The sequence below is a fragment of the Methanocalculus pumilus genome, assembly GCF_055382585.1.
Map to the genome: position 1 here is coordinate 784692 of NZ_AP042393.1, position 15212 is coordinate 799903.

19 protein-coding genes are annotated in these 15212 nt (G+C 52.7%); 8 read left to right on the top strand and 11 right to left on the bottom strand.

The features are described 5' to 3' along the window. The first annotated feature begins 71 nt into the window (after positions 1–71). Together surE and rpiA are read left to right on the top strand one after the other, a co-directional pair. Positions 72–854, top strand: a complete 783-nt coding sequence (gene surE / locus ACZ44I_RS04215) for a 5'/3'-nucleotidase SurE (RefSeq protein ID WP_464548464.1) — start codon at positions 72–74, stop codon at positions 852–854. Between the two features lie 50 nt (positions 855–904). Beyond that, positions 905–1561: a ribose 5-phosphate isomerase A gene (gene rpiA / locus ACZ44I_RS04220; RefSeq protein ID WP_464548462.1), complete on the top strand. Its 657-nt coding sequence runs from the start codon at positions 905–907 to the stop codon at positions 1559–1561. Positions 1562–1563: 2 nt separating this feature from the next. Here rpiA and ACZ44I_RS04225 read toward each other — a convergent pair whose 3' ends face one another. From ACZ44I_RS04225 to ACZ44I_RS04240, 4 genes are all read right to left on the bottom strand, one after another. Further along, complete coding sequence (locus ACZ44I_RS04225; RefSeq protein WP_460373403.1) at positions 1564–1941, bottom strand: ArsR family transcriptional regulator; 378 nt, start codon at positions 1939–1941, stop codon at positions 1564–1566. Between the two features lie 107 nt (positions 1942–2048). Then, entirely contained in the window at positions 2049–2609 is a 561-nt protein-coding gene (locus tag ACZ44I_RS04230; protein ID WP_464548460.1) for a TATA-box-binding protein, read from the bottom strand. Between the two features lie 58 nt (positions 2610–2667). Continuing rightward, positions 2668–4554, bottom strand: coding sequence for an acetate--CoA ligase (acs, locus tag ACZ44I_RS04235; RefSeq protein WP_464548458.1), 1887 nt, complete (start codon positions 4552–4554; stop codon positions 2668–2670). 159 nt (positions 4555–4713) lie between these two features. Beyond that, a complete protein-coding gene (locus tag ACZ44I_RS04240; protein WP_464548456.1) occupies positions 4714–5028 on the bottom strand; it encodes a transcription factor S in 315 nt (104 codons plus the stop codon). Between the two features lie 101 nt (positions 5029–5129). Here ACZ44I_RS04240 and artA point away from each other — a divergent pair, with 101 nt between their 5' ends. Continuing rightward, positions 5130–5960 (top strand): archaeosortase A, encoded by an 831-nt coding sequence (gene artA, locus ACZ44I_RS04245; protein WP_464548454.1) that lies wholly within the window; start codon positions 5130–5132, stop codon positions 5958–5960. Here artA and ACZ44I_RS04250 read toward each other — a convergent pair. Continuing rightward, positions 5932–6564, bottom strand: coding sequence for a CDP-alcohol phosphatidyltransferase family protein (locus ACZ44I_RS04250; RefSeq protein ID WP_464548452.1), 633 nt, complete (start codon positions 6562–6564; stop codon positions 5932–5934). The two genes, artA and ACZ44I_RS04250, sit on opposite strands and share 29 nt — an antisense overlap. Before the next feature lie 76 nt (positions 6565–6640). On the opposite strand from ACZ44I_RS04250, the gene ACZ44I_RS04255 reads away from it, so the two are divergent. Together ACZ44I_RS04255 and sppA are read left to right on the top strand one after the other, a co-directional pair. Beyond that, positions 6641–7330: a dihydrofolate reductase family protein gene (locus ACZ44I_RS04255; protein ID WP_464548450.1), complete on the top strand. Its 690-nt coding sequence runs from the start codon at positions 6641–6643 to the stop codon at positions 7328–7330. Beyond that, positions 7327–8115, top strand: a complete 789-nt coding sequence (gene sppA, locus ACZ44I_RS04260) for a signal peptide peptidase SppA (protein WP_464548448.1) — start codon at positions 7327–7329, stop codon at positions 8113–8115. Before ACZ44I_RS04255 ends, sppA begins: the two co-directional genes overlap by 4 nt. Positions 8116–8145: 30 nt before the next feature. Here the strand turns inward: sppA and truD are convergent, their stop codons facing one another. Together truD and pth2 are read right to left on the bottom strand one after the other, a co-directional pair. Further along, a complete protein-coding gene (gene truD, locus ACZ44I_RS04265; protein WP_464548446.1) occupies positions 8146–9411 on the bottom strand; it encodes a tRNA pseudouridine(13) synthase TruD in 1266 nt (421 codons plus the stop codon). Next, positions 9408–9770, bottom strand: coding sequence for a peptidyl-tRNA hydrolase Pth2 (gene pth2, locus ACZ44I_RS04270; protein ID WP_464548444.1), 363 nt, complete (start codon positions 9768–9770; stop codon positions 9408–9410). Before pth2 ends, truD begins: the two co-directional genes overlap by 4 nt. A gap of 92 nt (positions 9771–9862) precedes the next feature. On the opposite strand from pth2, the gene bcp reads away from it, so the two are divergent. Further along, the gene (bcp, locus tag ACZ44I_RS04275) at positions 9863–10345 is read left to right on the top strand and encodes a thioredoxin-dependent thiol peroxidase (protein WP_464548442.1); all 483 of its coding nucleotides are present in this window, start codon (positions 9863–9865) and stop codon (positions 10343–10345) included. On the opposite strand, the gene ACZ44I_RS04280 is transcribed toward bcp, so the two are convergent. Next, entirely contained in the window at positions 10342–10992 is a 651-nt protein-coding gene (locus ACZ44I_RS04280) for a hypothetical protein (protein ID WP_464548440.1), read from the bottom strand. The two genes, bcp and ACZ44I_RS04280, sit on opposite strands and share 4 nt — an antisense overlap. Before the next feature lie 128 nt (positions 10993–11120). Here ACZ44I_RS04280 and ACZ44I_RS04285 point away from each other — a divergent pair, with 128 nt between their 5' ends. Together ACZ44I_RS04285 and ACZ44I_RS04290 are read left to right on the top strand one after the other, a co-directional pair. Continuing rightward, on the top strand, positions 11121–12425 hold the full coding sequence (locus ACZ44I_RS04285; protein WP_464548438.1) for a condensation protein: 1305 nt from the start codon (positions 11121–11123) through the stop codon (positions 12423–12425). Positions 12426–12458: 33 nt separating this feature from the next. Further along, positions 12459–12800: an LPXTG cell wall anchor domain-containing protein gene (locus ACZ44I_RS04290; protein ID WP_464548437.1), complete on the top strand. Its 342-nt coding sequence runs from the start codon at positions 12459–12461 to the stop codon at positions 12798–12800. A 19-nt stretch (positions 12801–12819) separates the two neighbouring features. Here the strand turns inward: ACZ44I_RS04290 and wtpA are convergent, their stop codons facing one another. The 3 genes from wtpA to ACZ44I_RS04305 form a co-directional block, all read right to left on the bottom strand. Beyond that, complete coding sequence (wtpA, locus tag ACZ44I_RS04295; protein WP_464548435.1) at positions 12820–13749, bottom strand: tungstate ABC transporter substrate-binding protein WtpA; 930 nt, start codon at positions 13747–13749, stop codon at positions 12820–12822. Positions 13750–13803: 54 nt separating this feature from the next. Continuing rightward, complete coding sequence (locus ACZ44I_RS04300) at positions 13804–14298, bottom strand: molybdopterin-dependent oxidoreductase (RefSeq protein WP_464548434.1); 495 nt, start codon at positions 14296–14298, stop codon at positions 13804–13806. A 67-nt stretch (positions 14299–14365) separates the two neighbouring features. Further along, entirely contained in the window at positions 14366–15199 is an 834-nt protein-coding gene (locus ACZ44I_RS04305) for an argininosuccinate synthase (protein ID WP_464548432.1), read from the bottom strand. Positions 15200–15212 lie beyond the last annotated feature (13 nt).

Consider the following 15212-nt stretch of genomic DNA (forward strand, 5'->3'; position numbering starts at 1 on the left):
TTATTGATCTCATGCGAAGAAGAGGTTTGCCGATACAAGGGTATTTCTCTGCATGGCGACGACTCATAATCATGAAACCGACGGTCCTGCTGACAAACGATGATGGCGTTTCATCAGGTGGTATCTGGGCTGCATATACTGCCCTCTCTGAGATCGCCGATGTAACCGTCGTCGCCCCATCCACGCAGCAGAGCGCGGTGGGGAGATCGATCTCTATCTTTGAGCCGATCCGGGTGCATAAGCTGAATATCAATGGTTCTCCCGCTTATGCTGTCGATGGAAAACCGACTGATGCGGTGATCATCGGCCTCTATGCCCTCAAACTGAAGCCAGATCTGGTCGTTTCGGGGATCAATATCGGGGAGAACCTCAGTTTCGAGTCCATCATGACTTCCGGCACCGTTGGTGCTGCTCTTGAGGCTGCAAACCAGGGAACACCTGCTGTTGCCTTCTCCCTTCAGGTGAGTGATCAGGGGCGGAAATTCGATGATCCGCGATCAGCTCTTCTCGAAGATGAATCGATTGGGCATATCATAACGGATGTCTGTTCACGCATCTTCGAACAGGGATTCCCGGAACATTGCAATGTCCTGAATGTGAATATCCCATCCGAGATCCGGGGGGGGTACGAGGTGACCCGGCTTGCACCCAAGCTCTTCCATACGGGTGTTGAGGAGCGGTTCGATCCAAGAGGAAGACCATACTACTGGATAGACGGCCCCTTCGTTGAGGATGCCGAAGAGGGAACCGATGTTCATGCAGTACGGGCGGGAAGGATCTCGCTTACCCCCGTGACACTGGACTGCACTGCCCCTGCTGCATTTGATGATGTCAAAAGACAGTTCTCAGCATAGGATTCTGGTGCATACAAAGCTACATACCCATTTCAATCATACCAGATCATATGGATAGCGCCAAACAGGAGGCCGGATACAGGGCAGCAGAACGTGTCCGTGACGGTGATGTAATCGGGATCGGCACCGGCTCAACAGTGCTGTATGCAATGGAGCGGTTGCAGCAGAGGATGTATGAGGAGAAGCTGACAATTCTCGGGGTTCCAACCTCCTACCAGACAGCCTACAGGGCTGTTGAGATGGAGATTCCACTCACCACCCTTGATGCACACCCACGCCTCGATCTGGCAATCGATGGTGCGGATCAGGTCGATCCACAGCTGCGGATGATCAAAGGCCGTGGCGGTGCCCATCTCCGGGAGAAGTGCGTTGTGGATGCCGCGGAGACGTTTCTTGTCATTGTTGACGAGTCGAAGTGTGTTCCACACCTCAGCGGCAAAGTCCCGGTCGAGGTGCTCTCATTTGCATGTACGCCGGTACTCAGGAGGATCACTGATCTCGGGGGATCGGGGGAGATCAGATCAGGCTCGGGAAAGGATGGTCCCGTCATCTCAGATAATGGGAACCTGATCATCGACTGCACATTCACGGAGATCCCCTCGCCGGAGGATCTTGAGATGAAGCTTGCCGCTATCCCGGGAATTATCGAATCGGGGCTGTTCACTCGATATACGGATAAGACAGAGCTGATTGTTGGAAAAAAGTAATATCAGGATTCGATGCACTCACGCATCCGGTTGATCATTGATATCTGGCTCTCGGCTTCCTGGCGTTTCTTCTCTTCCAGGATATTGGTTATCTCAGCCAGTCCAAGGGCAATAGAGTAGATCTTAACCGGGCGCCCTTTATTTTCAGTCTTGCTCTCCCGGCAGGTGACCCATTCATGCTCTTTTAGGTCCCGCATAGCGATACTCACTTCAGGCTGACGGAGATCGGTGCCTCGTTCGATCTCACGGGAGCTGGCTTCGGGCAGCTCGGAGAGAAAGACAAGTACTTTTGCGACATTTCTCTTCATCCCGATCCCATTCAACAGACTGACGAGTTCTTCCTGTTTTGGTGTTAACGTTCCGAAGTTTCCGTTATCCATGTTATATGCTCCTCTCACTATTATTTATTATCTATAATATAAAAGGGCTTCCATTCAGATTACTGAATGTTCTCTGGTGAGGAGAAAAGAAAAGGTATCCGCTCTACTCAGAGCATCCCAAGATTCGAGAGGTCGGCAACGATCTTCTTCACTGCACCCCGTGCATCCTCAGGTACTTTTCCGCCGGTGATGATCAGTTTCCCCGATCCAAAGAGGAGGACAACGACCTTTGGCTCTTCAAGCCGGTAGACGAGGCCCGGAAACTGTTCAGGTTCATACTCTATACGGTCAAGATTGAAGCCGACTGCTATCTTGTTTAAGTTGATTGGTGTCCCGAGATCGGCGGAGGTGACAATATTCTGGATCTTGTAGGTCAGTTCGTCCGGGATATCGATCTTGAGATCCCGGAGAAGCCCCCCGAGGATCTCAAGGCCACGGTTTAAACTCTCGATACTTTTTGCACCCGTCAGCACGACTTTCCCTGATCCAAAGACCAGAGCGGCAATTTTCGGATCCTGCATCCTCAGAACAACACCGGGGAACCGTTTTTTGTTGTATTCGGCACCCTTTATTTCGGCAGCGAGTGAGGGGAGATCGAGTGATTCAGTAACCTTGGCTGATGCTACGATATTTTCAATCTTGAGCGAATCCTCGGGATTGAATGTCATGTTTATAACTATTACTATTCACTATATAAACTATTCTGAAAAAATAGAAGTGATCTTGTTACTCTTCGATGGTTGAGAGATCACCTGGATCTTCACCAAGTTCCTGTGCACGGAGGACCCGTCTCATGATCTTCCCGCTCCTTGTCTTTGGGAGCGAGTCGACAACCCTGATCTCGGAGGGGATTGCAATCGGGCCGAGGGTGATTCTCACGTGGTAGAGGAGATCCTGTTTCAGTTTCGGGGTCTCGATGAACCCTTCCCTCAGAAGAACAAACGCCAGTATCCGGTTGCCTTTCATCTCATCAGGTATCCCGACGACCGCCGCTTCTCCAACGGCCTTGTGTGCAACCAGCGCGCTCTCGACCTCCGCTGTTCCGATGTTATGGCCGGAGACGATGATCAGGTCGTCTGATCTGCCCAGGATCATAATATACCCCTCTTCATCCCGGACAGCAAGATCGCTTGCAGTGAAGGTATCCTCAGGTCCGCTCCAGTACATCCGGTACCGCTCTTCATTCTGGTGTACCATCCGCGCCATCGACGGCCAGGGTTCCTTGATGATCAGCTGCCCGGAGATACCCGGCGGAACCGGATTTCCTTCCTTGTCGACGATATCAACGAGAACACCGGGGATCGGCTTTCCTGCAAATCCGGGCTTCATCGGCTCTCCGATCATCGTGGTGATCATATGCATCCCGGTCTCGGTCTGCCACCAGGTATCGACAATCGGGAGTTTGCCCTTTCCGATTGTGTGGTAGAACCACTCGAATGCTTCGGGATTCAATGGCTCTCCGACTGACCCGAGGAGGCGGAGGCTGGAGAGGTCGTATCTGTTTGGATACTCCTCGCCAAACCGCATGAACATCCGGATTGCGGTCGGTGCGGTATACATGATAGAGATCCCGAACTTCTCGATATATTTCCACCAGATCCCGGCATCCGGGTAGTCGGGGGTGCCTTCGGTGATGAAGATGGTCGCACCAACAAGGAGGGGGCCATAGACGATATAGGAATGGCCGGTGATCCAGCCGGGGTCTGCAGTACACCAGTAAACATCGGAGTCCTTGATATCAAGGACGTACTTGCTTGTATAGTATGTCCCGACCATATACCCGCCGGTTGTATGCACGATACCTTTTGGCTGGCCGGTTGTTCCGGAGGTATAGAGGATGAAGAGGGGATCTTCTGCATCCATAGATTCGGGTGCGCAGTTCTTTTCGCTCTCCTCCATCAGCTCATAGAAATCTCTCTCAAAGTCTGACAGGAGGGTGATTTTGGGGCTCTGTGTCCTGAGCACAACAACATGGTCAACCGTTGTCGCATTGATCAGCGCCTCCTCAAGGATCGGCTTGAGGGGAATCGTCTTTCCGCGCCTGATGCTTGCATCGGCGGTGATCACGACCCTGGCACCGGCACCGGTGATACGTGCATGCAGGGCATCAGACCCAAATCCGGCAAAGACAACGGAATGGATTGCACCGATACGTGCACAGGCGAGCATGGCGATGATCTGCTCGGGGACATTCGGCATATAGATACAGACGGTATCCCCCTTCCCGACACCGAGGCTCTTTAAGCCGTTTGCAAACCGCTCAACCTCGCGGAGAAGCTGCCAGTATGTCAGGGTACGGGTCGATCCGTCGTCTCCCTGCCAGAAGACTGCGACCTTGTTCCTCCGGTGGCCGGCGATATGCCGGTCCAGACAGTTATAGCTTATATTGGTCTTTCCATTGATGAACCACCGGGCAAAGGGATGCTTCCATTCCTTCACCGTCTCCCAGGGCTGGAACCATTCAAGCTCATGGCTTATTCTTGCCCAGAATCCATCCGGATCAGTTATATATCCCTGGTAGGCGTGCTCGGCATCCTTGCACCATGCCTCTTTCCTGTATTTAGGATCAGGCATGTACTTCTTTGTGCTCAATGTCACCTGCTTCTCGGACATGGTTCCTCCAAATTGACATGATTAATTGTGTAGAATTATAGATCCGGTTCTCCGGCATCATATAAAAACATGGTATTTTGGGATTTTGTCCCGGGAATCCCGGGGAGGGTTTTTATTTATCTCCCCGATTGTGCTGAAGTAATGGAATTCCGCTCTATTCTAATCGTATTGTCTCCAGGTATGGGAACAGGAGACACACCGGAAGAACCGGACCTCACTTTCATCCGCGGACCGGAGCTGCCTGAGCCACCAGTACGCGACGTTATGGTCACACTGCGGGCACCGTATAGCACAGGTTGGGAGTGTTGGGATGGCATCATCTTCGTCAACGATCACGATCTCTTTCTCCACTCTGGTTTTTGTCATCCTGAGAGATTCGGAATCGGTGATCTCTTCAGAATAGTCACATCTCCGGCAATGCATCTTTCCGGATCTGGCGATCATCAGGCTCTTACATTCTGGGCAGAAACGCATGACTATAGTATATGTTCTGGATCTTTAAAGACTCCGCCATCCGGGACCCGTGAATGGCTTCTTCCTCATCCTTTTTCTGATCAACTGACAAATACAATATAATGAATGAATACCTGGTTCTTCTCTCCTGTATTGGCTTTTTCATTTTTCTCCTGCCACACAGGTATAACTGGTATGCAGGGATAGTCGGTTGGGCATCAATATCCCTTCTCCTCCTTCTTGAATTGCCGGGTTTTCTTCAGATCAATAATTTCCTCTATCCGATCCTTGGAATCCTCTCGGTACCGTTTGTATATCTCACGGCCCGGCGGCTTCTGATGAAGGATCCAGTTGTAGGAAGCCTGACGAGGGCGGCTGCCTTTTCCTTTTTGATCTATGCGCCATTTGGATTTTATGAGCCATTGAAGAACTGGCTGATCGCAGTCGTCGTCCACCAGACGGTCTGGGTACTGGATCTTCTCAGGTATCCGGTGACCCTCTATGAATGGAACACGATCATGGCAGGATCGATACCTGGTTTTGATATCGGGTTCCGTGTCGAGATCATCCTCGGATGCACCGGACTCACCAGCATTGCGATCATGCTCGCGGTTGCAAATATGGTGCCGACGACAACCCGCCAGAAGATCCTCTCATTCCTCCTGATTGCACCGACAATTTACCTGTTGAATCTCTTCAGGAATGCCTATGTGATCATGGCATATACCGGCCAGTGGTACCCCTGGCTGCCTGATCTTGTTGGAAATGGAAATTACGGGTATGAAAGCTTCTTCTGGGCACACAATGTCTTCTGCGAGCTTCTTGCACTTGTCGTCCTGATAGCAATCGCCTATGGCCTCTTCCGTTTAATCCCCGATCTTGGGGTATTGGCAGAGAAGCTGGTCTCCCAGTATATCCGGGATATCAGGCAAGTCTTCCTGAAAGATAGATGATCCGCTGGATTGCCGAGAGATTTGTGCAGATCGCGATGATGATCACCGAGACCCAGATGAATCCGGTGAAGCCGCCGAGGATCAGCACAAGCAGGGTCTCGGGCCTTCCAAAGAACCCGACCCCTTCAAGCGGATCATCAATTTTGCCGCAGACACGGTCTGAATAGCCGACCTCCGCATAGACGACCGGCTTGATGAAGGTGTTCATCATGGAGCCGATGATGGCGAGTGCAACAACCCCGAAATCCGCTATCGGGGGGAGCGTGGTGAACCCTGATATAATGGCAATTCCCGAGAGTCCGACACCAAGGAGTGCTAGCACATCGATATATTTGTCGACAATCCAGTCGAGAACCGCGCCGAAATTGCTGTCATGGTTGGTTTTACGCGCGACACTCCCGTCAACGAGATCGAGGATTGCGGAGATGAAGAGGAGGAGGGATCCCAGGATGAACTGCTGATTAACAAAGGAGACAGCACACCCAATACCGAAAATAAGCGAAAGTACGGTGATCTGGTTTGGAGAGAGACCCAGACGTACACAGAGGTTTGCGATCGGTTCAAGATACCGGATGCAGTGTGGACGTAATGTGGTTATGTTCATTCTTCACCAAACCCGCTTGTGATTAACCCTATATTCTTAAGGTATTCAAAGAGATATATCAATCGAGAGGATCAGTATGAGAGCGCATCCAAAAAAACCACAGGTCCTGATGATGTCCGAGATCACCGCAGATGGTAAGCTGACATTAAAAAAGGATGCATCGAGCAAGATCCTGATGAAATATATGGCAGAAGAGACAGAGACCCTTCTCCATACGACACGGGCAGAATGCGACGCGATTATGGTCGGGTCCCGCACGATCCGGATCGACAATTCTTTTCTGACGGTCCGGAAAGTTCCCGGCAAGAGCCCGATTCGCGTCATCCCAAACAGCAGGGGTGATCTGCCGCTCACTGCCAATATCTTCAAGCCGGATGCACAGACGGTGATTGCTGTCTCGGAGATTGCATCCAGCGAACGGATAGATGCGATCAGGGCAACAGGTGCCAAGGTTGTTGTCTGCGGAGAGACCGAAGTGGATCTCCCCCTTCTCCTCGAGATACTCTATGAGCAGTATGGTGTCCGGAAGATGATGGTTGAGGGTGGACCAACCCTGAACTACCATATGCTGCACAATTGCCTTGTCGATGAGATACGGCTCATCCACCTGCCCTTCATTGTCGGCGGCGATGATACGCCTTCACTTGTCGGTGGCATGCATATCGAGACCGAAGATGAGATGATCCGGCTTGAACTCCGCACCCATTATCTCTGCGGCACCAACCTCGTCACCGAATATGATGTACTCTATCCCGCTAAATCATGAATTACATTGAACGTCAGATAAAAAAGCAACAGAGGATCAGGCAGCTCAAAAAAGGAGGCCTTATTCTTCTCTTTCTTGTACTTGGCATCTTTGCCATTGTCGGTATCTTCAGCCTCATCGATCCCATTGGCGGGACCGATGTCTCGGTGGTCAGAATTGAAGGGACGATGATCACCGGAGAAGCACGAGCCGGCGGCTACACCGGGAGTGAATATGTCGGCAGCCAGATTCGAAAGGCAGCTGACGATCCCCTGATACGGGCGATCGTGCTCAGGATCGATTCGGGTGGCGGCACCCCGGCAGCAGCCCAGGAGATCATCCGGGATATCATCTATGCAAAGGAGCGGAAGCCGGTTGTCGTCTCGATGGGCGATATTGCAACCTCTGGTGCATATTATGTTGCCTCGTATGCTGACCGGATCTATTCAAGCCATGATACCATGACCGGCGGTATCGGGGTGATGTGGATCTTCTATGATACAAGCGATCAGCTCAGGAAAGAAGGGCTTGAGATCGACGTCGTAAAATCAGGTGAGATGAAGGATATGACCCATTCGTATCGCGGGCTGACAACTGAAGAGGAAGATGTCGCCCAGAGTCTCGTTGATGCGAGTTTCAACCGGCTTTTTGCGGATATCAGCAGCCAGCGGAATATCACCCGTGAATCTATCGAAGATGCACGTATGATCCGTGGCGAACAGGCCCTTGAGATCGGGCTCGTTGATGAGATCGGTAATCTCCAGGATGCGATCGCCGGGGCCCGGGAGATCGCCCGTTCCCGCTGAATTTTCTGTGAATTACCCGGGCACCGGGGTTCAGACGAGTGATATTGGATCGCTCTTCATGAACTCCCGGCAGACTGACGTTGCATAGTGGCCGGGGGGGAGTGTGAAGGTGAGCCGGGCAGTGTCACTTTCAGTTTCTGCGTGTATCTCTGTTCTGAGCACGATTGGCCTGATCGATCCCTCAAATGCGCATTCCAGGTAACCTGCCGCTTCCCTGAATGCACCTGATCCGATCACCGCCTCTTCTGAGAGCCTGAGCATATACTCCTCCATCGGGCCGGGGTTTGAAATTGATGTTCCGCCCGGCATGAATGCCGCAATCATCGCCCTACCCCGTTTGATATGCTGCCGCGCAGTCGGGAGGTTCTTCTCTGTTACACGGTCGGATCTCCCGTTTAAGTAGACAAGGGTGTCTCCCGCTTCGGGCTCATGCAGGGGGAGGCTGCGGTCGAAGCGGTCCGAGATGGCGGCATTGAAGAGGTAGGACTGCCATGCAGAGACGAACATGGTGAGCAGTTTCGGGGGGAGGGCTTTGAGTGCTCCCCTGTGATCGCCTTCATGTTTTGAGAGATGATCAAGCATCGCCCGTTCGAACCCAAGCCTGACCGGGAGCGCATGTAATGCCTCCCTTGCATCACCTGTTTCCCTGAATGCCGCCCGTGCCGCTTTTACCTCCTCGTCTTCATTTGGGAAGGGATCGCCGATGTAGATATCGACCGCCTCCCGGTACTCGCCGCGAAGGATCGCCGATCCGACCCGGTGGGTGACAGGTTTCCGGGCCCCGAACCGCTGGAGCCCGAAGTAGTTTGGGATCCCAGCTTGTACGGTCTCTGTTATTCCGGGAAGATTGGCAAGGTTCTCCCTCTCACAGCCGCGAATGCTGATGATAAACCGGTTCCCTTCAAGATCCCCAAGCGAGAGGCCGAACTGGTGCTGGCCGACCGGCTCGACTTCCATATCCTTGAAAGAGAGTCCCCTGACCTGTTCTTCTTCGACCTTGTAGAGTGATATATAGTGGGTGGCAACGGCGTTTCTGTCCTTTGTGCCGGCCCAGCCGATACGTTTCCTGCTGATCCCAAGCCGCTTTGCGATCTCCTGGATCGCATGCTGGTGTTCCCATGAACGGCGGGTGACGGTGCAGATCAGGTACGGCCCGCTCCCGGTGAATGGTTTTGGGATCTCCTCGACAACAAAGTCTTCAGGTGAGGATCTCAACTTCCCCCCGATACCAGGATGGTCGTCTCCATAGTACCTCATCTGAAGCTCATGTTCCAGGGGATAGGGACTCTTCATCATAGCAGTTTCAGATCTGAGGTGACCCGGTCGAGGAGTTCGGATTTTGCAGGTCCAAGGCCAAGGGCGGTGACGGTTCCCGGCGAAATCTCGGTCAGACCTGCATCCTGGATGATGCATGCGGGGATGCCGTTTGCCTCTGCGACCACCTTCAGTTCATAGAGCGCCCGCTCCCCGCTCACCTTCAGGGCGACCTTCTTCTGCCCCTCATCCATCCAGGCACGTTTCGAGGCGGCAGTGGCCTTTTCATAGGCGCCGACGGCGGCATGGGCAAGCTGTGCGCATTTCTTCCCGCAGCTCATCTTCACGTCGTCCCTGACGATCAGGCATTGTTTCCATGCAAATTCGGGGCTCTCTCTCATCGTGGGTATACATTGGGCTGGATGGGAGAAATATATGCTCCCGGTTACGATCCGGCGATATGCTTATCCTCTGATCGATGCCAGAGTCTCACATGTCTGAACTTACGGTTGGAATGAAGGCTCCGGATTTCTGCCTCCCTGATATCGATGAGCATATGGTATGCCTTGCAGAGGAGCGGGGTGTCTTTGTGGTCATCTACTTCTATCCAAAAGATAACTCATCAGGCTGCACCCTTGAAGCACGTTCCTTCTCGGATGCGATGGAGGAGTTTGCCCGTGATAATACGCCGGTATTTGGGATCAGCCCGGATTCGATCGAAAGCCACCGTCGTTTCGCGGAGAAACAGAAGCTTACCGTCTCCCTCCTCTCAGATCCAGAGCACCTGGTGATCGAGGCCTATGGCGCCTGGAAGCAGAAGAAGATGTACGGCAGGGAGTATATGGGGGTTGAACGGAGCACCTTCATCATCGATCCCGATGGGAAGATTGCCCATATCTGGCGGAAGGTGAGGGTGAAGGGGCATGTTGAAGAGGTGCTCGCGAAGCTTGAGGAGCTGAGAGCAGCGGGGCGTTAGGGGCAGGCGAGCTCGCATGCCCGGCAGTGGTCTATTCTCCCGCTGTCTCTGCTTTTATCTGCATCCATCCGCTGCATGCACCGCTCCCGGCTGTATGTTCCGGTCTCAAACGCCCCCATCGGGCAGGTGCTGATGCAATACCCGGGGCATTCAGGGCAGGGGTTTGTGAGATCGACTGGTCCTGGTGGATCGGATTCGATATCCGCCCAGACTGCCCGGAACCTGATACGCCCCCCAAATCCCGGCACCAGCACGAGGTTGTTTCTCCCCATGATGCCGATTCCTGCGAGTACTGCGGCATCCTTGAGATAGATCCCGCCGTCATAGAGCTGGTAGGGGATCAATTCCGCAGTGATCCCGTGTGTTTCATTCAGCCACCCGGCAATCGATCTCCCGATCGTTCCAAGCTGCCGATCCCCCGGTGTACCACGCCCCTCTTCCCAGTAATCCATCTCCGGCGTGGCGGGATCATGGAAGAGCCCGAGGATGATGTAGGTTCCCTGATCTCTCACTGATCCCTGGTTGCCGTCTGCCTCGGCTGATGGACAGTTTTTGAGCATGGCTGCCGGGATTGTGCCTGCCACGTCCGCCCCGAGCCTGAGGGCATGCCGGACAGTTTTCCGGAGAATCTCCTCGTCATCGTTCATCAGCAAATGATGGAACCGGTGAGTGAAAAAAGATCCGGTCTCTCATCCCCTCCTTCTCTCTGGTTGCATATCTTCTCCTACCCTCCCTTGAAAAGAACCATAACATCATGGGGAGAAGTATTCAGGTGATGACTCCTCCTCCCCCCCACCACCCCGCACCTGTATTTGATCTCTTCAATGTCCTCTTCGAACAGATTTATGACCCGGCGATGACCGTCGTCCTCAGCTTTGACGCACAAGTCGATGAAGATATACTGAAGACTGCGACAATGAGGCTGATCGGATCAAATCCCTATATCAGATCGAGATTTGCGGTTGTTGATGGGCAACCGGTCTGGGAGGAGATCGGGGAAGAGGAGTGGGGAGGAGCGTTTGTTCTTCATTCCGGCGGGTCCAACGCCCCTCCGCCTGCCGTTCTCCCCCAGCCTCCTGACGTCCGGGCAGGCCCGCAGATCCGGGTGACGGTGTACCGGGGAACTGGTGGCGATACCATCTGTGTTACCTGCCACCATGGGTTCTGCGATGCAAAGGGTGTCCTCACGATGGCTGAGGATCTCTGTTCGGTATACCGGAGGGTGATGCAGGATCCCGGATTTTGTCCCCCCTCCACCGGCTGCTATGACCGGACCACAGATCGCGTCCTCTCCCTCTTTACCAAAGAGGAGTGTAGGCTGGCGATTGCAGAAGAAGAGCCCTTCATTGACCGCTGGCATTTCCCGGCCGAATGGGTCGGACGGGGTACGCAGCGAGCTGCATACCGGACACTTCCGGCGGATCGCCTTGTCCGGATCAGGGCGATTGCAAAGGAGTATGGAGCCACCGTCAATGATGTCCTGATTGCTGGTTTCTTTCTGGCGTTTTTAGCGATCAGGGATGATCCAGCAGATCGCGGCGCTCCCCGTGGCATCCTGACATCAGCAGACATGCGCCGCCTCCTGCCGGGGAAGGAACGCCTCCCGCCGATGAACCTCTCGGTTGCCTTTGAGGTGACACTTGAGGTTGAAGCCGGGGCAGGGCTTCTGGATATTCTCCCCGAAGTGACAGCCCTCATGAAGAACCGGAAGGACGGCAGGATCGGGCCGGGCTGCATTTATTTCTATGACAAGATCTATGCCGGTGGGATGGATTCGGTGGAGGCGTTCTTTGACGGGATGATCGATCGATATAGAACAGATGGCGAGAAGAACCCGGTCTTTGCAAACCTGGGAATCATCAGCCCGGAGGACTATCTTCCCATGCCCGGAAAAGACGGTACTGCCCTCTCCCTTGAACGGTTCCATTTCATCCCCTGCATCTGCTGGCCCTATGGGTTCCTAGTTGTGGCCTATACCTTCAGGGGGGAGCTTACCCTGATGACGGCATATGAGGAGGGACCGTACTCAACGAAGACGGTTGAGCGGTTTCTGGAGTATATGGATGGGTATCTGGCATGAGATCCGATATGGATCAATGGAGTATGATCTGATATGATGATGCAGACAAAAAGAATCTTCTGGTTAACACTCTTTGTTTGGCTTATTGCCTGTTGTGTGGGTGCCGGCGCCTCGCAGAGTGCCAGTGAAGCAATGGAATTCGAAACCGATGGATTTGAGGGGGGAGAGGGTGTGGTGAATGAAGGTTGGGGCATCCTCGAAAAACCAGAGACCGGAGACAGTGTGGTGTATATTGGTCCTGGAGCAGGCTCCACCTTTTCAGTTGCGTATCACCCGTCTCTTCTGTATCTTATTATAGGAATTTTGTTGCTTCTTGCTGCCGGAACTCTTCTCTGGGTATTCAGGCGGAGGTGCCGGAATGGAGATGGAGAGTAGCCCGGGGAGACTCAGGTAATTACAATGGTTCAGGGCCACCATATTGCCCTTTTTGGATAGCTCCGATCATGAAATCCAGAAAATGCTCAGCCTGCTCTGGATTCTCTGCGCAATTTGGAATTGTCGCAGCATAGACGATCGGCTCCCCAACCCGGATATTTCCAATCGATTCAAAACGTTGATATCCGAGATTCACCCGGACTTTTTTATAATTATCCTGAAAGTGTGGATCCGAGAGATCGATTTCCGGAGGCAGATCTATCCAGTGAAGGCCGTGATCGCGTGCCACACTCTTGTATTCAAATGCATAATCAATACCCCCGGCATCAAGGAGTGCTAAGAGGTAGATGCTCCCTGATCGTATGCTCACTTTGTCACCTTCCGGGAGCAGGAGTTCCGGAAGTATTATGGAGATACTATCCCCGGATCTCTCTACAGTTGCCCTCGGTTTAATATGATCTCCGATCATCCTGTCAAAGAGTCCATCATCGCCATAATACTCCCCGGCAAGCGCTGTCACCATCAGCGCCCGGTATCCACACGCATCAAGCACGGGATTTGAAAAACCGATGTGAACTTCCGGTCTTGCTAGGATCTGATACCAGTTATCCGGGGTGATCTCATCAGCATACCTGCTCTTGTCCGTATAGGCGATCACGATCTGATTGGTCGCAAAAGGAACAAATGAATCTGTATAGTTACCGTTTCCCCCATCCATCGCCCGGTACATCATATCCGGAATGAGGGCCTGGTCAGCTACCAACACCAGATCAAAGCTGCGGTTCAGATCAGTGACCTGCCTGACTGCCTGGATGCTCCCATGACCTTCAACCTGAATGTCAACTTCAGGATGAAGGGTCTCGTATGCCTCTTCAATTGCCTCAAGAGGAACAAGCATACTGCCTGCTGAGACGACCCGGACTGTCACTTCCTCGTCTGATTGATCCATACATCCGGCACAAAGCAGGAGGAAAACAGTACAAAGCAGCAGGAGCCGCATTATTCACCGCCGCTTAACCTCAATGGTATCAACCCATTTTACCCACGAACTTGCTTCGACGATGGTATTCTCCTGATTCGAGATGATGATCACCCTGAGAGGCCCTCCCCATTCTTCATCAATTATGTCGCCATCCCGCTCATATGCACATATCACTGAAAGACCGGGAGACGGGATCTCTCTGAGATCTTCATTCAGTGTCATGAAACCATCTCCCTTGATCTGGTCCGCACCAAACACCCAGAGGTAGCCATCATCTGCAGAAATATAGACGAGATCTTCCGGCCCCATACCTCCGACCCTCTCGATAAGATCGCTGATCAGAACTCCACGATAAGTATTTGGACCCACTTTGATCCCAACGGTGGAGATGCCATATCCATATCCTTCGACAGAGGGAAGCGATCTGAGCTCCTGGAGAGTGAGCACCTCTTCAGTATCACCAATGAGGGTCAGATTCCAGATCCGATCATCGGTCGGTTCAACGGGAGCGTTCATACAACCACATATGGAGAGTGCTGCGATCAGTACGGTACAAATTAATAAAGTGCTATTTTGCATTGGCTCACGTCCTGCGCAATGCAATGCAGAGTCCGATACAGACTCCTCCAAAGACCACGATCATTGAGATTGGAGTCTCTGTCGGGGCGGGAGTTGCCGCTTTGGGCACCGGCTTCTCTATCAGCGATGATGCCAGGCTCCCGCGATCACCGGTGAAACCTCCCTGGTAAATCCGGATCTCATCGACCCATTTGATAGAAAGCCCACTGGTTGATGGTAGGAGATCATAGAAATGCTGTGCTGAATCAGGGAGAGTCTCATGCATATCATAATTTCCATACACATGCAGCCCATCGGCATTTGTTGAGTTATCGGCAAAGAAGACAACCCGCATACCCATATAGTAGTCAGGAACATATCCTGTCCCCTGCCTCTCACCAGCTCCGGAATCAGCTCCATTATACCAGCAGATACCAATTGGCCCCTGACGAGGATTGGGTGTATAGACGTTGACATATGGATAAACCACATGGTAACCATCAGTTGCCCGGATCATAATGTCGTCCCCGGGTTCTGCACCTCCGACAAGGTCACAGAGATCCTTGACATCGGTTCCTTTCACAGCTCCACGATCCTTGAAGTTTGTCGTCTCTTCCGGGTCCCATTTATCTCCGTCAAAGACAGGACCCTGGTGATAGTATCGTGTCTTTCCATCTCCAAGTACAGGGAGATGTGCCTCCATCCATTGGTAATCAACTGTGATGTCATCCAGTATCGTTGTCTGATCCGGTGCAATCTTTGCCACATACACGCTTGTTGTGGGTGCTGCATGAACCACTCCCGTGGTTATCAGCAGGAGCAGTATGAGCAGAGTTGCTTTGTTTAGGTGTTGAATCATAAGAATCACTCAA